The 18,292-nt window shown below is 37.8% G+C and carries 19 protein-coding genes and 1 pseudogene; 15 read left to right on the forward strand and 5 right to left on the reverse strand.

What is annotated here, in order from left to right:
- The first annotated feature begins 146 nt into the window (after positions 1 to 146).
- The 11 genes and pseudogenes from istA (at position 147) to RT761_RS13410 (ending at position 7,024) form a co-directional block, all read left to right on the forward strand.
- Positions 147 to 893, forward strand: a complete 747-nt coding sequence (gene istA, locus RT761_RS13360) for an IS21 family transposase (protein WP_218111916.1) — start codon at positions 147 to 149, stop codon at positions 891 to 893.
- Positions 894 to 916: 23 nt separating this feature from the next.
- Positions 917 to 1,444 (forward strand): Mu transposase domain-containing protein, encoded by a 528-nt coding sequence (locus RT761_RS13365; RefSeq protein ID WP_218111917.1) that lies wholly within the window; start codon positions 917 to 919, stop codon positions 1,442 to 1,444.
- 350 nt (positions 1,445 to 1,794) lie between these two features.
- On the forward strand, positions 1,795 to 1,986 hold the full coding sequence (locus RT761_RS14225; protein ID WP_218111918.1) for an ATP-binding protein: 192 nt from the start codon (positions 1,795 to 1,797) through the stop codon (positions 1,984 to 1,986).
- Positions 1,961 to 2,215 (forward strand): ATP-binding protein, encoded by a 255-nt coding sequence (locus tag RT761_RS14230; RefSeq protein WP_218111919.1) that lies wholly within the window; start codon positions 1,961 to 1,963, stop codon positions 2,213 to 2,215. Before RT761_RS14225 ends, RT761_RS14230 begins: the two co-directional genes overlap by 26 nt.
- Positions 2,205 to 2,444: an ATP-binding protein gene (locus RT761_RS14235; protein ID WP_218111920.1), complete on the forward strand. Its 240-nt coding sequence runs from the start codon at positions 2,205 to 2,207 to the stop codon at positions 2,442 to 2,444. Before RT761_RS14230 ends, RT761_RS14235 begins: the two co-directional genes overlap by 11 nt.
- 652 nt (positions 2,445 to 3,096) lie before the next feature.
- Positions 3,097 to 3,669 (forward strand): hypothetical protein, encoded by a 573-nt coding sequence (locus RT761_RS13385; protein WP_218111921.1) that lies wholly within the window; start codon positions 3,097 to 3,099, stop codon positions 3,667 to 3,669.
- Positions 3,647 to 4,504 carry a hypothetical protein gene (locus tag RT761_RS13390; protein ID WP_218111922.1) on the forward strand — a complete coding sequence of 286 codons (858 nt, stop codon included), beginning with the start codon at positions 3,647 to 3,649 and terminating at the stop codon, positions 4,502 to 4,504. The genes RT761_RS13385 and RT761_RS13390 overlap by 23 nt, the downstream gene beginning before the upstream one ends.
- A gap of 324 nt (positions 4,505 to 4,828) precedes the next feature.
- Positions 4,829 to 5,230 (forward strand): hypothetical protein, encoded by a 402-nt coding sequence (locus RT761_RS13395; protein WP_218111923.1) that lies wholly within the window; start codon positions 4,829 to 4,831, stop codon positions 5,228 to 5,230.
- Positions 5,208 to 5,444: a hypothetical protein gene (locus tag RT761_RS13400; protein WP_218111924.1), complete on the forward strand. Its 237-nt coding sequence runs from the start codon at positions 5,208 to 5,210 to the stop codon at positions 5,442 to 5,444. Before RT761_RS13395 ends, RT761_RS13400 begins: the two co-directional genes overlap by 23 nt.
- A complete protein-coding gene (locus RT761_RS13405) occupies positions 5,407 to 5,607 on the forward strand; it encodes a hypothetical protein (RefSeq protein WP_218111925.1) in 201 nt (66 codons plus the stop codon). Before RT761_RS13400 ends, RT761_RS13405 begins: the two co-directional genes overlap by 38 nt.
- Positions 5,608 to 5,829: 222 nt before the next feature.
- A pseudogene (locus tag RT761_RS13410) lies at positions 5,830 to 7,024 on the forward strand (IS256 family transposase).
- A 415-nt stretch (positions 7,025 to 7,439) separates the two neighbouring features.
- Here the strand turns inward: RT761_RS13410 and RT761_RS13415 are convergent.
- The 4 genes from RT761_RS13415 to RT761_RS13430 form a co-directional block, all read right to left on the reverse strand.
- Positions 7,440 to 9,119, reverse strand: a complete 1,680-nt coding sequence (locus tag RT761_RS13415) for a COG1470 family protein (protein ID WP_218111926.1) — start codon at positions 9,117 to 9,119, stop codon at positions 7,440 to 7,442.
- A 620-nt stretch (positions 9,120 to 9,739) separates the two neighbouring features.
- Complete coding sequence (locus RT761_RS13420) at positions 9,740 to 10,372, reverse strand: hypothetical protein (RefSeq protein ID WP_218111927.1); 633 nt, start codon at positions 10,370 to 10,372, stop codon at positions 9,740 to 9,742.
- 513 nt (positions 10,373 to 10,885) lie between these two features.
- A complete protein-coding gene (locus RT761_RS13425) occupies positions 10,886 to 11,572 on the reverse strand; it encodes a response regulator (RefSeq protein WP_218111928.1) in 687 nt (228 codons plus the stop codon).
- The gene (locus tag RT761_RS13430) at positions 11,565 to 13,142 is read right to left on the reverse strand and encodes a GAF domain-containing sensor histidine kinase (RefSeq protein ID WP_218111929.1); all 1,578 of its coding nucleotides are present in this window, start codon (positions 13,140 to 13,142) and stop codon (positions 11,565 to 11,567) included. Before RT761_RS13430 ends, RT761_RS13425 begins: the two co-directional genes overlap by 8 nt.
- Positions 13,143 to 13,289: 147 nt before the next feature.
- On the opposite strand from RT761_RS13430, the gene RT761_RS13435 reads away from it, so the two are divergent.
- The 4 genes from RT761_RS13435 (at position 13,290) to RT761_RS13450 (ending at position 16,615) form a co-directional block, all read left to right on the forward strand.
- Complete coding sequence (locus RT761_RS13435) at positions 13,290 to 13,439, forward strand: hypothetical protein (protein WP_218111930.1); 150 nt, start codon at positions 13,290 to 13,292, stop codon at positions 13,437 to 13,439.
- Between the two features lie 1,316 nt (positions 13,440 to 14,755).
- On the forward strand, positions 14,756 to 15,169 hold the full coding sequence (locus tag RT761_RS13440) for a response regulator (protein WP_218111931.1): 414 nt from the start codon (positions 14,756 to 14,758) through the stop codon (positions 15,167 to 15,169).
- A gap of 5 nt (positions 15,170 to 15,174) precedes the next feature.
- Complete coding sequence (locus tag RT761_RS13445) at positions 15,175 to 16,158, forward strand: hypothetical protein (RefSeq protein ID WP_218111932.1); 984 nt, start codon at positions 15,175 to 15,177, stop codon at positions 16,156 to 16,158.
- Position 16,159: 1 nt separating this feature from the next.
- Positions 16,160 to 16,615 (forward strand): hypothetical protein, encoded by a 456-nt coding sequence (locus RT761_RS13450; protein WP_218111933.1) that lies wholly within the window; start codon positions 16,160 to 16,162, stop codon positions 16,613 to 16,615.
- A gap of 393 nt (positions 16,616 to 17,008) precedes the next feature.
- On the opposite strand, the gene RT761_RS13455 is transcribed toward RT761_RS13450, so the two are convergent.
- Positions 17,009 to 18,175, reverse strand: a complete 1,167-nt coding sequence (locus RT761_RS13455; protein WP_218110800.1) for an IS481 family transposase — start codon at positions 18,173 to 18,175, stop codon at positions 17,009 to 17,011.
- Between the last annotated feature and the right edge of the window lie 117 nt (positions 18,176 to 18,292).

Raw genomic sequence — 18,292 nt, forward strand, 5'->3', positions numbered from 1 at the left:
CCGGATGAATCCGACCATGAGTTCCAATTGATGCCGACCATTTTTAAGGAGAAAACGGAATCACACTCTCTCACATGATGAGCGCTGGATAACCACCAAGCGGTAAGGTATCCTCCCTTTAAGCAACAAACAAGGAGGAAAACAAAGTGCCGCAGAAAGGATTATCCATGCGAAAGATACGAGAAATTTTGAAATATCGGTATGAATACGATCACGGAATTCGAGCCATAGCTCGGCTTCTTCACCTCTCTCATAGTACGGTGCTCGAATATCTCCGTCGGGCCAGAGCCTGTGGTATCACTTGGCCGCTTCCCGAAGGAATGGATGATGAAACTCTGGAACGGATGTTGTTTCCAAAGAGACGCCGTTCAATCCCACAGCGCACTATGCCCGATATCACTTTCCTCTGTACTGAACTTGCGAAAAAGGGAATGACCTTGAGTTTACTCTGGGAAGAGTACAAAGCAACCCATCCTGACGGCTACCAGTATTCCCAGTTCTGTCATTGGTTCCATGAAAAAAGAAAAACCCTTGACTGTTCCTTCCGTCAGATACACCGTTTTGGAGAGAAGCTCTTCACCGATTTTGCCGGTCAAACTGTCCCCATTCAAGATCGTGTGACCGGGAGCACCCATCCTGTCCATATCTTTGTTGCGGTTCTCGGAGCGAGTAACTACACTTATGTAGAAGCTTTCGAACTAGAGGATCTCGCAAACTGGATTCACGCGCATCGCCATACTCTGGAATTTCTCCAGGGGGTTCCCGAGCTCATCGTTCCCGATAACACCCGCTGTGCAGTGAAGAAAGCCTCCCGCTATGATCCAGATCTAAAATCCCATTTTTTAGTGATTTTGCCGATCACTATGGGTGTACCATCTATCCCGCCCGAGTGAGAAAACCCAAAGACAAAGCGAAAGTGGAAAATGGGGTCCTCCTCGTTGAACGATGGATTTTAGCCCGTTTCCGTCATCACTCCTTTTTCCATCTGGCGGAACTCAACCAAAAAGTGAGCGAACTTCGCGATCAGCTCAATAGCCGACCGTTCCAGAAGATCAGTGGGAATCGCAAAGAACGATTCCTCCAGTTTGAACAAAGAACCCTTCATCCTCTTCCACCCACTCCCTATGAATTTCTCCAGATGGTGGTCGCGACCGTTCCTTCTGATTACCACGTCAGAGTTGATGGTCATTATTACAGCGTCCCCCACTCTCTAGTAGGGAGACGAGTCGATATCCGAGTGAGTCCTCAAACATGCGAAATCCTCGCTGGTGGAAGTCGGGTGGCTTCCCATGAACGCCGATTTGACGAAGGAGGGATGTCTACCATATCTACTCATCGCCCTCATGCTCACCAAGCCTATGTCTCCTGGACTTTAAAAAGCCCTCTGGGAATTTGCCGAATATATTGGCCCGGCAACAGTCTCCTTTTTACAGGCTATTGCTGAAACCCGCCACCCCCAGGAACTATTGCGGATTGGCTTGGGACTTGAAAAAGCTCGCCACCCAATATTCGCCAGAACGACTTACAAAAAGGATGTGAGCGGGCAACCCATATTCAAGTCACTTCTTATGCCAGTCTGGCCTCGATCTTAAAACGGGGTTGAGATCAGCAACCTTATCCCCGAAAGGAACATCGCTCCGATGCGGTGACATTTCATGAGAACCTCCGGGGGAAACACTATTATTCAATGAAAGGAGAATGAATCATGCTCTTAGTAAGCGACACTTGAAAAACTCACTGTTTTGAAACTCTTCGGAATGGTCACTGCCCTACAAGAGAGATGCCTCACCCAATGTGTCCCAACTCTCTTTTAAGGAACGACTCAGCCTTGCCGTCGATCGGGAATGGAATGAACGGGAAGGAAAGAAAATTAAAATTCGGCTTCGGGAAGCAAAACTCAAAATGAATGCTGCCATTGAAGATATTGATTTTCTCACTCCTATAGGGATTGGATCGAGGAATGGTTCTATCTCTGGCCACCTGTGAATGGATCACCGCTCATCATCATCTCCTCATCACTGGTCCCACTGGAGTGGGGAAAAGCTATCTGGCCAATGCCTTTGGGTATCAGGCCTGCCGGCTTGGGTATTCGGTGGTGAATTACCGGACCTCACGATTTCTCGATCTCGTGAGGGGAAGTCGCCTAGATGGTCGTTATCCCACCTTGGTACGGAAGATCCAAAAAATGAGACTCCTCATTCTCGATGAGTTCTGAATGGTCGATTTCACCCCCGATGATGCCCGGAATCTCTTTGATATCTTTTAAAGATCGGAATGGAACTGGTTCAATTTGCTTAGTGAGCCAAATCCCAATAGAGAATTGGTACGATACCATTCCCCTACCCACTATTGCCGATGCCATCATGGATCGGTTGATTCATAACTCATATCGAATTGAAATGCGAGGTGAATCGATGAGAAAAAAGAACACACATCTTGATTGATGCCGACCAGTTGTTTATGATTTTCTCATCCAGTGATTCTTTATTTTGAGGGATGGTCGACATCAGCGGAATGAGTGGTCGACATCGCCGGAATCTGCATCGTGCAATATATACTAAATAGTATGCAATTTTGTACCTTAAAAAAGCCATTTGAGACCTCAAACTGATTATTGAATATAATTATAATTTTATCAAGGCTGAATATCACAAGACCCAATATAATCATATATCATTTCTCAAAAATACTCCTTGAATTAACCTTTCAAGCTTGGTCTACTATACATCATGCTGGAAATGCTAACTTATTAACTTATAACATCGAAAACTGATTATAAAGTCGTCACTTTAAAAAGAGAATCTTTATAAAATCGAATAAACCATTTCTCCTGAATCTGGGTGTTACCAAATGGAAAAGATGCGAGCAAGCTTTCTTTCCTTTCGTTCAGGAAGCTTTCATTATTTTAGATTCCACTCGAAAGATCGAATACCTCACTCGAGGTCTAAGAATTAAATCGATTAGTCTGATTGGTAGAATTTAAAAAGTGAAACAATATTTGGGACTTTTTGAACCATTTTGGGTCTTTTGGTTGATTATTTTTCAATCATTACCACTCATAATATAGTCATAATATTTTAGAAAGGAGGAATTGAATTGTTCCCCCAAAAAGTAGTATCAACCCTACTAATTATAGCTTTAATTATTGGATTGATTATAAATTACTTAATTTTTTCACCAGCAGCTTTTGCTGAGATATACTCCGGACCAACGATCAGAGTTAGGGCAATAATCAAACCCTATATTAATATAACCATCAACTCACCAGTAACATTTCAATCGAATTTTCCTGATAATATACCTGTTGTTTTATTTGACTGTAATCAGGGACCTGGCACCTACTTGGCACTCTATCCATTAACCTTTAATATCGTTTCAAATCAAGGATTTCAATTGCAATTCGAAGCTTCTGAATTAAAAAATGTACAAAATCCCAATTATTCAATACCACTTGAACAGTTGTCTGTTTCTTTTAAAGATCAAAGTTCATCAATTAACACAAATACCAACACATTTTCATCATTTGAAAAGGGGAAGAAAATGGTTGTATTTGAAACTCCAATTGGAAAAATTTTCACCGCCGAATGTAATTTCCAATTAAATATAACACCTGAAAACAAAGCTGGGATTTATGATGGATCAATTTTTGTCGAAGTATTTACCTATTAATTACAAGTTTATTTGGCTTACTATTTTTTTCATTATAATTTTTCTGGGGGGAGAAGCTTCCCCGCAGATATCTTTTTATGTTTCTCCCCCACTTTTAGAAATCGATCAAGTTGGTGGTGGTCTAAGAAATTTTATCGTTGAAATTTCCAACACCGGACAGGAGAAAATCCAGGTAAAAACCATCTTTTCAGATCTTTTTTTTGACTCCGAAGGAAAAGTTCAGCTCATGCTAGAAGGGACCACTTCCTATTCTCTCACCTCGTGGATAACAACAAATATTGAAGAATTCACAGAATTAAATCCAGGAGAAATAAAGAAAATACCTCTTCAACTGAGAGTTCCCCGAGGAGAAAGAGGAGGACGCTATGGAGTTATTGTTTTTGAAGCCCTTCCCTCCACCATTCCTCAAGGTAAGGTTTCTCTTGGAATTCGCTCAGGAACTCTAGTTTTCCTTACCATTTCCCGCACCGAAGAAGTCAAAGGAACCATTGAAGATGTTATCTCCTCAACGGACGGTAAAGAATTCAAGGTCATTTTTAAAAATACAGGAAATGTTCACTACGAAACCGAAGGTAGTTTGATTATAAAAAGTGAAGACGGAAAAGTCCTTCATCGTATCCGCTTCCCTGAAGATAAACCTTCTATGATTCTTCCCCAGGGGAAAAGGGAGTTCATCGTTCTATGGGATAAAAGAGATCCTCTTTCAGAAGGAAAATATCTCCTTGAAGCTAGAGTATCTGCTTGGGTAGGAGATAGGATATTGAATTTGGATCGGAAAGAATTTACGGTTGAGTTAATTACATCATTAAATGAACAAAAAAATATTAATCTTTAATGTTTTCAGTTAGTTACAAGAAATAAATCTGCAAGCTTCCTTGCTTTCATACCTCATATCTCTCAAAATTTAAATTTAATTTTTTATAGTTTAATCCAGTATTTATAAATTTGTACACTCAAAAATATATCTTCAAATTAAATCCGATATAACCAACAAAATGCAATATAACTCGAATTGATCATTTATAAGAGATTTTTTATCATCCTAATTGGAAAAACTTTACTTACAAGGATCGCTTTGATGATGAGTGTCAATTGCTGGGGAGAAATAATCAGCCCTCATCCCCGCTGCTATCAAAAGTACGAGACACGGTACTAACTTGTGAAAACTGCCCCGATTCGATTTTCCTTTGCTTTCTCACTGTTAAGTTTTCACAAAAAAGAAAACCGGCTCTATCCAATGGATGCCTCCGTTGATGGACGAAGCAAAAGAGCTCGTCTTCGGAACGAATCACAAGAAAAAGCCCCTGATGTCTTCTTGAACCTCCTGGATGGAGCCTTGAAATACTGTCTGTTAGTTCATGCCATACTCTTTGATAGCTGGTTTAGTTTTCCAGCCCTCATCCGGAAATGTACTCATCGAGGATTATCAGTGGTGTGTATGCTCAAAAACACACCCAAGATTTACTACTCATTCGGTGGGAGGACCCTTTCGCTTTCCTCTCTTTTCACTAGAATTCCGAAAAGACCACAGGGGTCCGATGCTTGGATCTTGTGTGATTAATCTCAATTTGACTGGTAACCCCCTGTATGCCCGCATCGTCTTGGTCAGAAGTGAAAAACAAAAATCTCAATGGTTAGCACTTCTTTCAACTGATCTGTCTCTTTCTGAAGACGAGATCGTCACCCTCTATGGAAAGCGCTGGGATAAATGCCTTCTTCAAGATGGTGGAATCCTTCTTGAAACTCACTCGGGAATTCCAGGTTCGATCCTATGATGCCCTCGTATCTCATACCAGTATCGTCTTTATCCGCTCTATCATGCTCGAAGTCGTTGCCCGAAGGAACGCCGATCCCCGAACTTTTGGCGAGCTTTTCTATACTATTTATTATGAAATTCAGGAGATAACTCTTTTAGAAGCTTTGTCTTTACTTCTTTAACTTTCCAAACCAACCATGAAAGAGGTTTTCGTCCTTTCAGAAGAAAAAGTCAAAGAGCTACTCTTCTATTTTGTAAATAGTCTTCCAGCTTGGTTGAAAGGAAAAATGCTATTATTGGATAACGTATACTAAAGTTCGCAATTTCGCACCTTGAAAAAAGCCACCGGAGACTCCAAAATGAAGGTTGTACGAAACAAAAACTTCATCGAGGAGGAATATCCGATGGCTCAAAATAATCATACACCATTTCTCAAAAAAATGCTCCTTGAATTCATGACTGAACCTGATCCGCTTTATGCAATGCTCGAGTGGTTGACCAATGAACTCATGAAACTGGAAGCTCAAAAACAAAGTAGGAGCTCACAAGGGAGAACATTGCCCAACCCGAACCACCCATTTCTCTGGAACCCGAGTCAGACGATTTGATACGAGGTTAGGAACCATCTACCTTCTGGTTCCAAAACTAAGGAAAGGAGGCTATATTCCTTTTTTTGTGACCGAAAGGAAACGCTCGGAGCAAGCCCTCCTCCAGGTGGTTCAAGAAGCCTTCATCAATGGTGTCTCCACCCGAAAGATGGAGCGCCTTGCTCAAAGCTTAGGGATTGAGTCCCTCTCTGCTGGTCAAGTATCAGAAATCACCAAAGACCTCAATGAACAAGTGGAATGGTTCCGTACCCGTCCTTTAGAAAAAGAATATCCAGTCATTTGGGTTGATGCCCTCTACGAAAAGGTTCGCTGTGAAAGACACATCATCAGCATGGCCATTGCTGTCGTTCAGGGTCTGACAAGTGAGGGAAACCGAGAGATCCTGGCGGTCGAACCCATGTTTGCTGAATCAGAAGACACCTACACTCATCTCTTTGAACAGCTTAAAAGACGAGGAGTGGAAACAGTCTGGCTGTGCATCTCCGATGCTCATACTGGACTGAAAAATGCCATTCAGAAATGTTTCCTAGGATCAAGTTGGCAACGGTGTAAAGTACACTTTATGCGAAATATATTAGTCCATATCCCTCATAAAGAAAAAGAATCTTTTGCCGCGAAACTGAAACAAATATGGTACCAGCCTGACCAAGAGTGTGCCAAGCAATATGCCCATTTAATCATCCAGGAATACCGAGATCGCTTTCCTCAAGCCATTGCTCTTTTAGAGGAAGGACTGGAAGACTCGTTACAATTCCTGGCTTTCCCTCACCTTGACCAACGAAAGATCTCCTCGACCAATTCACTCGAGCGGATTCACAAAGAGATCCGTCGTCGAACCCGAGTGGTAGGGATCTTTCCTACCACCGATTCCTATCTCCGGCTGGTCACCAGTTATCTCATTGAGTATACTGAAGATTGGATGAGTAGTAAAAAATATATCAGTTCTGAGGCGATTACCGAGCAACAAGCAGAGCTTCTAAAGATAGCCTAAGAAAAAAAAGAAAGTCAAAAGAAAAAAAGAGGCTGTGGATAGATGGACAACCCTGTGGGTTGACCACAGATCCACAGCCCGACGACTCATGAATAGTTATTCACTAAAATACCAGAAAGAATTGACCAAATAGAAAGATTGTATTCTTCTCTTTGTTTATTTTCCATATTCATAAAAAGGAGGTGAATCAATCGAGTTATTACTCAAAGAGAGATGACTTTTCATTCAAGTAAGGTCATCTCTGTGTTTAAAAAGAGTCTCCGGTGTTTGCTAAGAGTAAATTGCGAACATTATTTGACACATACGTTAAGAAAATTACTTTTTATATTTATGATAATTGAAGCATAGACAAATTCCTTAAAATCATAATTCATTTTATTCAATCAAGATCTAAAAACTATAAGTCCTTTTATTATTAGAACTTTATAGTAAAAGTAACATCATCATTATATATTTCTTTGTCATTATTTTTAAAAAATAACTTCATAAAATACTTTTTTATGTTTCCTTTCTCTATAGGTTGGGTTGAATCTACGTATATCTGTCCTTCCATCCCTGGTAAAATTATGCCACTTGATTCCGAAGAAACAAGATTTGTTGACTCTATATTATCAGTTATTAATTCAGCAGTTTTTTCTTGATTTTTATCCTCAAGTGGTAATTCTAAGAGATTTAAATACACTACTGGGTCAATATGAACGTTTCCTTGGTTCTCATAAGTAAAAATATATCTTGGAAAATAAAACCCCTTCTCTTTTTCAATTACCTGTATATCCATATTTTTAATTTTTATTTTTTCTATTTTATTGCCTTTAACATTTTCGAGAATAAGAAAAACAGTTGTAGATGACATTTTTTGCTTTTCATCCTCAAGAGTTTTTTCACCAAATTTTATGGGAGTGAAGTTGATTCTTATATATTTATTTCCATCTTCAATATTTTTTGGTGATATAACAGTAATCTTAAAATTATTTCTTCCGCTAGGCTTAATTTCTGCATTTTCAGGACTTATATTTACATTCTCAGAAAATTTTGTAGATATAATATCGGATACATTCTCTGACCAACTTTTTAAAACGATATCTTTTGAAGAACCATTGATGATTTGAACATTAAATGTTCTTGTGTTTCCAGGAAAAATTTTTGCTTCAATCGTATCATCACTAGGTATCAGGTTTATAAAATCTTCGATAGTTTCAGTAATTTTAATTTCTTCAGCAATGCTGGAAATTAGTTGATCCTTAGACAATTTGAAAGTAGCTGTTACTGTAGCATCTCGGATTCCTCCATAGTTAAAGGATGCAATTGCTTTATAATCTCCTGGGATAAAAGGTGGTGTAAAAGTGGATTTAAAATTTAACTTTTGACCAGGTAAAATCGTTCCCCTACCGAAGGGTTTAAAATTTACTTCTTGCCCTTCTTGTAAAATTGCTATTTTCCCCTCTGCAGTAACATAATTTTTTCCCATATTTACCAATTTTGCTGAAAAACTAATTCCATCATTGACCTGATTAACTTCAAATTTTTCTATTTCAACAAATTTATTTCTTTTAACATCCCTAACTCCCCTTGGATTGACTTGTAAAAGTATAACTGTACCCCAATAAACATCTACAGAAAACTCTCCTGAAGTTTTAGTAGTATCCTCATTTTTATTAGTAGTTTCTTCAAGTTCTGGTTTAAAAAGAACAATTGTCGAATATGTTCCGGGTGCTATTCCCCTTGGAACTACTATTGTTCCCCCAAAAGAGTATCTCTTTTTAGGTGGAATGACTATTTTTGTTGTTTCCATTCTAATCCATTGAGTACATGAATTAATGATTTTCATAGTATTATCTATATTGGGTAAGAACTGACCATTACTTTCTTTTTGATAAACATCAATTGGGTTGGGTTGCAAAATAATTTCTTTATCCATTTCGTTGATTACACTTATTGCAAAATCCTTTTTAGAACCAGGATTTAGGTTGAATTCTAACTTTAATGGACTAAGAGTAACCTCTATTTGTGCATAACCTATATTAGAAAAAAACAACAAAAAAAGACACATAATATTAATAAAAAATAGTGATTTTTTTATTATTTGAAATAACATTATTTCACACAACCTTTCTAATAATAATAACCAATTTATTTAAAAGTTTTTATAAAAGTATTCACATAAACATCACATTTCCCTCTTAAACGTATTTATTATTGTATCATTACGCTTTATCCAAATTGAATTGTTATTACAAAAAAAATAAAAATTTTTTCTACTAAATAGATACAAAAAACAAACCGCTTTTAACATGAAGGTATTGTTAATCCAAAATACCCCCCCATATTTGCAATTTAGAAATATTCTTAAAACTACTTGATATATTTATGTTTTTTTCTATAGCTACTCAAGGCATTATGCCTCTCTTAAAAGGTTTATTTTTAGGAACTTTTTAAAAAAAAAATTAAAAAAAGGTTTGGTATTTAAATAATACTTCTAAAATGATTTTCTTAAATCAAACTTCATTTTAGATTTTAAAAGATATTAAGAGAAGTTTTTTATTCTTACCTAATGTTCCTTGGATTTTCTACTATTTCAATACCTAAAACGAAACAATAGTTTTAAAAACAATACCCACATCTTTTTTGATGTGGGTATTGTTGATCTTAATCACAAATCGGTTTTAAATTTCCAATCTTATTTCACTCTATCCAGGTTGTACATCATCTATTCACTTATATCCATGGATTATTCAAATTAATATTACAATCAGTATAGGTAAAACATATTTCATTTTTGGCATGCACTATACCTTGGGATACTCCATCTTCCGGATCGAAATATAAACCTGGTGTTTGATCATTCTCAACATCAAACTTCATATAAATATTGAATAAACCTAACCCATATTCTAGAGTAATAACTGGAGCCGTGTCATTAAACTGAAAACCTGGGACAAAATTTACATTGTCCCAGCTGTACCAACAACCCATCATATCTATTTCTACACCATTTTCTCTCAATCTTAGACCATCAAATCCTTTAACATCGATAGCTAATTGTCCATTAGAAACTACGCAACCTTCGATAACAAGTTCTGGACCTACAGGACCTGGTTTATTAATTTTGAAAAATACATCTGTATTCTTTAATTTCATATAAGCCCATTGATCAACTGCAGCTGCAACTCTAATTTCAGCACAATCAATATGAGTACAGTTTTTTTCGTATCCTCCCGATAATGTTAATTCATAAAATAATTCTCCATCACCAACTGTCCATTCCGGATCACACCAATCACATGCATAAGCTACTCCAAAGCTCGCAACAATCACACTAACTAACAATAACATTAAAACTTTCTTCATTATAATTACCCCCTTATACTTAATTTTGTTAATTTTTGTAAACCTAATACTTAGATACCACAAACACCAAATGTTACTTTTTAAAAACTGCTACTTTACTTTTACTGAATTAAAGCTTTGTCTTCCACTCTCCTCCTTTTGCTTTTCCAAATTGTGACCTTATTATCATGTTATTAAAGGAAAAATAAATCATCCAAAATGACTAATAAAAATAAATACGGTCACAAAATTTTGAATGTAGAAGATAGCTAAAAGTCCCAAGCTAATCGATGAAATAATAGGACAATTATTAACAAGCCTTGGAAAAAAGCAGAAAAAAACTAGTCACTTTGCGGGTAGACTTATAATCTTTTCGAATTCAACCAATTTAGATAAATTACTATCAGAAATATGATTATCAAATTTCTGATATTTTTTTGGTATTATTCCGTCTATAAAAATAAACTAATTTTCTAATATTTTAAAAAATTACTTATGTGGCCTTAGAGGATGACATGGGGAATGAAATTCTACTTACTCTTCTAAAAACCCTTCCTTGATTGCAAAAACAATCAGTTTCATACGATCTTCAATTTCGAGCTTTCCGAGGATGTTGGTGATGTGGTTTTTGACAGTTTTCTCACTGATAAAAAGGGCCTCGGCAATGGTATTGTTATTTTTGCCCTGGGCGACTTCTTTGAGGACTTCCAATTCGCGGTTGCTGAGGACTTTGAGTTGGGAAGAGGTGGTTTTTTTCCCTTTGGTATAAAGTGTTTTTAATTCATTCATGATAAGAGGGGCAACTTCCATGCCAATGACAATATCTCCTTGGAGGGCGGCATTGATGTCTCGGAGGATGCTCATGAAGGGGGCATTTTTGAGAAGATAGCCACAAGCACCGGAGGTGATGGCCCGGAAGACGGTTTCCCGGGTATCGTCAATGGTGAGCATGATGATTTTTAATGAAGGCTCTTTGGAGAGCAGCTTTTTGGTGAGCTCAACTCCATCATAATCGGGAAGATTGATATCGATGATGGAAAGATGGGGTTTTTCCTGGGGGATTTTTTGCATTGCATCGTTGGAGTTATTATAAACCAGGCAATTACGAAAACCACCTTTCAGTTCTAAAAGGTTTTTTAAACCATCGGCAAAAAGTTGGTGATCATCGACAATCGCTAACTTGACATTCTCGGGATGTTCAAAAATATCCTTATTATCCATGAATCGGAAACACCGCCTTTACTATGGTTCCTTTGCCAACTGCTGATTGAATACGGAGCGCTCCTCCGATTAACTTGACTCGTTCATACAAATCTTTAAGACCAAAGGAATTTTTCTTATTCAAAGCTTTTTCCAATAAAAATCCTTTTCCGTTATCACGAACAATAAAATACACTCCTCTTCGAAAGTGACCAACTTTTACCTGAATCTTTTTAGCAGACGAATGTTTACAAGCATTTATTATACTTTCATGAATTAATTTAATCAGAAATCTTTTCTGGTTATTCGATAGGTTTTTTTCACATAAATTATATCTAAAATCGATTTGCTGATTGGTATCCCAGGAAAGTTTTTTTATTTTATTTTCAATTAATTCTCGAATGGATTTTTCATTCTTTGTCCCCCGACGCAGCCGAGAAAGAATAGCTCTTGAATCTTTTACACACTCATCCAGGGTATCGTGCATTCGGTCGAGAAATTGTTGGTCTTGGGTTTTTTCAAGAGACAAAAAATATTCTAATTGCATACGAAGGGCAATTAAGCTTTGGGTAAGTCCGTCGTGGAGCTCTCGGGCTAGGTGGAGTCGCTCTTGTTGAACAGTAAGATGTTGGTTATGCTGCAGAAGATGAATATTCTGATAGGTGGTTTCGGCCAGTTTTAAGACTATTTCTAAAGCCAAAGAAGATATGTGATGAAGTTTTTCCTCTAAAACTAATATCAAAAATCCCCAAGGCTTTCCTTCGGGCTGAATGGGACAAATGAATATCGGAAAATCCTGATTGGAATCAAGATTAAAATGTTTCCCAAAATAAAGTTTAGCAAGATTATCATAATCAATAAAAAACTGATTTTTCGATATGGGAGTTTGTCGTAAAATCTTTAAGAGATATTTCTGGTTTTTACGGACAAACTCAGCTGCCTCTTCCCATTGGTAGGTAGCTGAAATGTTTATCGTATAAAGCATAGGACGGATTATCATGCCCTTTTTGGCTCGAGTGACTGTAACAGCTGCTTGAAGAATTGCTTCAGATGCTCCTTCATAATTGGTCGTACAGTGAATTCCCTGAAAAATTGAAGAAACCATATTTAGCATTTGGATGGTGGCTTCTCGCTCATTTTTAAGTCGGATTTCTTCTAAAATAATGGCAATTTCTTTGGTCATTAGTTGAAGATAGGGGATGCTCTCTTCTTGGAAAAATCCGGTTTGTTTGTTGAGGCTTATGGTTCCAATAACAGATTTTTTATTATCTATCAACGGTGCGCAAATTGAACAGGTATCTCGAAATCTCTGGTATTTTAAATCAAAGGGGGGGTCATGTTTCTCATCGATAATCACCATCTGGCGGTTCTCAAGCACATAACCTGATACGCCTACCTTTGGGTCTATAAATGGGGAATCGTTCCAACGTTCTGATATTCCAGTGGCAGCAACAATTCGAAGTAAATTAAGACTCGTATCCAAAACCGCAATAGTTCCTGTTTGGCATTGAAAAAGCGATAGCGCAGATTGAAGTAGATCATCCATTAAATCAAATTCTATTGTTTTTTTATGAATGGCATTGGTTAACACATTATCCCCCAACCTTTTCAATTGAATTATAACATAAATAATAAAGGGATAAAAAAAGTGAAAAGGTTTAGTGAATAGTTTTTATATGAAAAATATTTAAGGTGTCTTCTATAATATAAGAAAGTTAAAATGTATGAGAGGGCTTTGGTGGAAGACGCCGAGGGGGCAAATTTTTTGGTCATTCTGAGGAATCCGGTGTTTTTTACCGGACGATGTGAGATTGCCATTAATTTAATCCGTCATTGCGAGAAGACCAACCGTTCTTTGGTTGGGCAACGTGGCAATCTCATTTATTAGAATCAGTAAGTCGTGAGAAGTGAGACGTGAGTCGAAAAAAATTAAAAATTGATGAACTTTAATGGAGAGAAATCCATGGAGAAAGTCTCTAACTTTAGTCAAAGTAAGAAATTTTTTGACAATCCAGATCCACTGTCCCACAATTCCTCAATCCTATAAATAATAAAAGATATCATCATGAGATTGCCACGACCTCAAAAAACGAGGTCTCGCAATGACGGATTAAGTGGATGAGATCATCACGGCTTCTGAATATGAAGCCTCAGGGATGACAAATTAAGGGTACGCCCCCTAATGCATTTGTTGATATTTACAGAATAGAAAATAATTTAAGGCATCTTCTATAATAGAAGAAGGCTAAAATAAATGAGAGTATTTTAACTGAAGACGCTTAGGAGAGAGGAAGAGATGGGGTAAGTGGGAGCGCAACAATGTGAGAATTCAATCATCCTATATCCGTCATTGCGAGAAGACCAACCGTTCTTTGGTTGGGCGACGTGGCAATCTCATTTAGACATTCTTTCATTTTAAGGAGTTAGGTGTCTTTTACCGGACGACGTGAGAATCCCATCCTTTTCAATTTCTCAATTCTATAAATAACAAAAGATGACTCATGAGATTGCCACGACCTCAAAAAACGAGGTCTCGCAATGACGAGTCAAAGTTCCTTCTCCCTTGATGGGAGAAGGTAAGAATGAAGGAGGAATTATTAATTCTCTCTGCTCACTACTGACGACTCACTGCTCACGGCTTTTAGGAATGAGATTGCCACGACCTCAAAAAACGAGGTCTCGCAATGACGGATTGGATTGATGGGAGAAATTCAGGATGAGGGTGAAAGCCCATGATTCGACATGCCATGGCATGTCGCTACATTATATGAAGATCGGGCGCAATTTATTGAGCCCATCCATTTTATACATTTTATAATTTTTTGTAGGGGCTTGATTAATTATGTTCGCGGGTTTTTCTAAAATAGACCCTCATGCTGCTTTCACAGCACCTATTGAGGATGAAAAGATTTGCCCCCTCACCTTTTTCCTCTCCCACCAGGGGCGAGGAAAAAAAATTAAGATAAATCTCCAAAATATAGAAATAAGAGATGTGTGGATAAGGGTGAAATTTTGCTTGCCATTGACTATATAGGAAAAATAATATCAGAAAGAATATTTATGAAAAAAAATGTTCCCTTTCATGAAAGAAAAGTCCCGATTTGAAACCAATGAATAGGACTAAAGTCACAATGAATTGTGACCGATAGGGGTTACTAGTATTAAAGCGATGAAATAGAATATTAAACAAGAGAGGGGTAGTTGATGGTGTCGACCACGAATAAAACCATTAAAGTATTTTTAGTAGATGACAATCGTTTTTTTTTAGAGGGTCTTGCCTATATTATAGCCACCAATCAACAGCTACAGGTGGTCGGCACTGCCAACAATGGAAAAGAAGCTCTCAAAAAAATTGGTGAAGCCAATCCCAATGTTGTAGTTACTGACCTCGTGTTACCCGATATCAACGGCATCCGGTTGGCAAAAGAAATACTCAATAAGAAAAATGACGTCAGAGTTATAGTTCTATCTATTTATAAAGACCCAGAATTTATCAAAGCAGCAAAAAAAGTCGGTGTCTTTGCCTATCTATATAAAGATGAATCGGTTGACCAGCTCAATCGTACCATCATCGAGGCATATCGTTCGCTTTCAATTCAACCGACAAAAAAGGTGTGATTTAAATGCACTTTAAAAAACCAGTCCATTTGGTGGTGTTTATAGAAGAATTTATTAATTTAAATAAGAGTCAGAAGATGATTATTAACTTTTTAAAATTTATTATTATCTTGATCATCTTTCTTTTGGCTTATCAATCTCCAGCAGTATCAAATAACCAACAACCAGGGTTATCTTTCTTTACCTCATTCCCTTCAGAATTCATTCTTAAAAACTGTCAGCCGGATAACAGTTACGATTTTCCATTTTCCATTGATATTGAAAACAATGACTCTCAATGGGTTGTTTATGCTTTTCTGAACCAAACTGATAAAAAAATCGATCTATCCAAATATTTCTTTTTATTGGCTTCATCAGCGGGAAAAGAAGAGATAGTAACCAACCAAGAAAAACCAGTCGTTTTGATAGAAGGGTTACAACCGGTTCCCACTCAGTCCTTAATTGGAGAATTTATTCTTCGTTTCAAACCGGATTGGGATATTCCAGCCGGTCAATATCAATTCGAGCTTCTATTTGCTTACCAAAGTAATACTTTATCCCCTCCCATCTCTCTCCCTTATAAAATTCCCGTTACAATTATCATCGATCCAACAGTTTTATTAAATGTTGATATCCAACCTCAAGATGGATTGCAGTTTGACATTCAAGGCCAACCCGGGCTCTATGCCGCTGAAAACCGTATTTTATTGAATGGAAAAGCCAATGTTGAAAAACTCACTATTCTTTGTTGGGCGGAAGATTTAAAAGGGAAAAATGGCCATTTGATCCCAAACAGCCGCATTTTCCTTACTCGTTCCCTGGGAACAAAAAAAACTGAGATGATTTCTTTGGAAAAACCTTTAGAAATACAAAGTTTTCAAATTGGCGAGCCAATTTCACTGGTAATCGAGGGATTCTATATTAAAACACTTTTAGAAGATTTACCTGATGAGTATGAAGGACTCATTCATTTCGATTATTTTATTCCAGTTAATGAGAAAGAAAAATGAAATGAAAAAATTTTTCTTTTTTTTTATTTTTTTTCTTTTATTTAGCAACATCGGATGGTGTCACATTTCGGTTTCAGTATCGCCGGTCTATTATCATACTTCAACCATAATCGATTCATTTGAAATGAAAATTTTCAACCACGGCGACGAGCCAATTCGAATTTCCTTTTTGTTGAATGAACAAACTTTAGAAAGCACAGTCAAGTATGTTCATTTTATCCGCGGTAATACCTTTTTTCTGAATATCGGTGAAAGCCTCACCGTGCCTGTCAAGTTTTCATTTGTTGAAAATACCTCAAATACTGATAGTGTTTTTCCCATAATATGCGAAATTACTTCTCTCAAAAAATTCAATAGCAGCTTCGAACCAAAATTTCGAATGGTTTTTTATGTTTCTAAGATAGGCACCCATACCAATTGTGTGTCATCAGGTGAAGATGATGATAGCTTATTCTGAAATGTCTCTCCTTTTTAGCAAAGTGGGTAAGGGGATTTGATTTTTTTAGTAACTAATTGAATCTCTCTTAATTTCCCTTTATACAAAGAGAGAAAATAATAAAGATTGAGAATGAGAGATTGCCACGTCACTTCGTTCCTCGCAATGACGAGTCAGAGTTCCTTCTCCCTTGATGGGAGAAGGTGAGGATGAGGGTGAAAGCCCTGGATGAGATTCTGGTTAGTTACTTAATATGAGTTACCTATAAAAAATCATTCCTGGATTTTCAGGATAGACCTTCATGCTGCTTTGCAGTACCGGATGAGGATGAAAATAAGTTGCCCCCTCACCCTGACCCTCTGTACGAACGGGGACATAGGTTACACTTTAGTCTAAGGACATAGGTAACACTTTTTAATCATCTTGAATCTCCGTTGATTCAAAAGTAAGGGTCTTTTTATCAATTATACCAATATCATAGGTAGAGAAACTAACTAACCAGGAATGAGTATAGTCTTTGAATCCGAGAAGTTCACCAGCAAAGACTTTACTGATTCTGATCAGACGGTTGCCATAAAGAGAAATCCGTCCTGAGGAATCGACTTTACGAGTGAGCGTATGATGAGGATATTCACAATCACTTAAGGTTTTTGGATAGGGCCGGTCACTTTTGTGGTACCAGGAAGCTGGGGTTTCTTGGTTGATTGCTTCATGGGGTCGTACGGTGTTATAGATGGTTTTAAAGGTTTCAAAGCGGTCTTGTTGGGTGAAAAGATTGGTGGCTGGTTTTTGACAGGCCTCTTCTTTTAAGGTGCGGTGCATCCGTTCATGACGGCTATTTTGTTCTGGATGTCCCGGATCAATGCGCTCTAAGATGATGCCGAGTTTCACTAACCACACCGAGAGTTGAGTGAGTCCAAAGGGAGAGTGAAGAGAAGCAAAGGGACTCCCGTTATCACTGCGGATCACCTGGGGAAGACCATATGTGGAAAAGCACTCTTTGAAGACCGGAAGGGATTCTTGAATGCTGGGAGAGGAAAGAGCTTCACAGGCAAGGAGATACCGGCTATAGTGATCGGTGATGGTTAAAGGATAACAGTATTTCCGATCTTGGGTTCGAAATTGTCCTTTAAAGTCGACACACCAGATCTCATTGGGTTCATGGCTGGTTCGAAGTTGACTGGTTGGCACACTTCTTCTCAATCGACGAGGGTGTGATCTCACCAGTCCATGGCGAGATAAGATGGCACTGATGGTACTGATTGCTGGAAAGACAATATCGGGATACTGTCTTTCCAAGGCGGGCTTGAGCTTTTTAGCTCCCCAACTGGGATGCTTGAATTTGGTATCCAGAATCATTTGCTCGGTCAGGGCATCAGTTTGACCCGCCAGGTGATGAGGACGTCGGGATTGATCTTTAAGTCCATCCAAACCAAAGGCTTGAAAACGATGAATAAACTTATAGGCGGTTTTTCGAGAGATTCCATATTCTCGACACAAATCTGTCACCTTTTCCTTGTTGAGATAACGATAAATCAATTCTTGTCTGAGATCCACTTTGTGTACCTCCGTCCATGGCATAAGGCATTCCTCCTTATGCCAGTAGTATACAAAGTGTTACCTATGTGTCAGGAACTTTCTGTTACCTATGTGTCCGGATCATACCCTCTCCCACGGAGGGGCGAGGGAAAAAAGAAC

The organism is Atribacter laminatus, assembly GCF_015775515.1.
In the GTDB taxonomy this organism is placed as follows: domain Bacteria; phylum Atribacterota; class Atribacteria; order Atribacterales; family Atribacteraceae; genus Atribacter; species Atribacter laminatus.

What these genes read in the sequence shown, in the direction of transcription:
- RT761_RS13400 (WP_218111924.1), top strand. Translation starts at nt 5,208, where the DNA reads ATGCTTGGATCTTGTGTGATTAATCTCAATTTGACTGGTAACCCCCTG.
- RT761_RS14235 (WP_218111920.1), top strand. Translation starts at nt 2,205, where the DNA reads ATGAGTTCTGAATGGTCGATTTCACCCCCGATGATGCCCGGAATCTCT.
- RT761_RS13450 (WP_218111933.1), top strand. Translation starts at nt 16,160, where the DNA reads ATGAAAAAATTTTTCTTTTTTTTTATTTTTTTTCTTTTATTTAGCAAC.
- RT761_RS13440 (WP_218111931.1), top strand. Translation starts at nt 14,756, where the DNA reads ATGGTGTCGACCACGAATAAAACCATTAAAGTATTTTTAGTAGATGAC.
- RT761_RS13455 (WP_218110800.1), bottom strand. Translation starts at nt 18,175, where the DNA reads ATGCCATGGACGGAGGTACACAAAGTGGATCTCAGACAAGAATTGATT.
- RT761_RS13445 (WP_218111932.1), top strand. Translation starts at nt 15,175, where the DNA reads ATGCACTTTAAAAAACCAGTCCATTTGGTGGTGTTTATAGAAGAATTT.
- RT761_RS13415 (WP_218111926.1), bottom strand. Translation starts at nt 9,119, where the DNA reads ATGTTATTTCAAATAATAAAAAAATCACTATTTTTTATTAATATTATG.
- RT761_RS13420 (WP_218111927.1), bottom strand. Translation starts at nt 10,372, where the DNA reads ATGAAGAAAGTTTTAATGTTATTGTTAGTTAGTGTGATTGTTGCGAGC.
- RT761_RS14230 (WP_218111919.1), top strand. Translation starts at nt 1,961, where the DNA reads ATGGTTCTATCTCTGGCCACCTGTGAATGGATCACCGCTCATCATCAT.
- RT761_RS13425 (WP_218111928.1), bottom strand. Translation starts at nt 11,572, where the DNA reads ATGGATAATAAGGATATTTTTGAACATCCCGAGAATGTCAAGTTAGCG.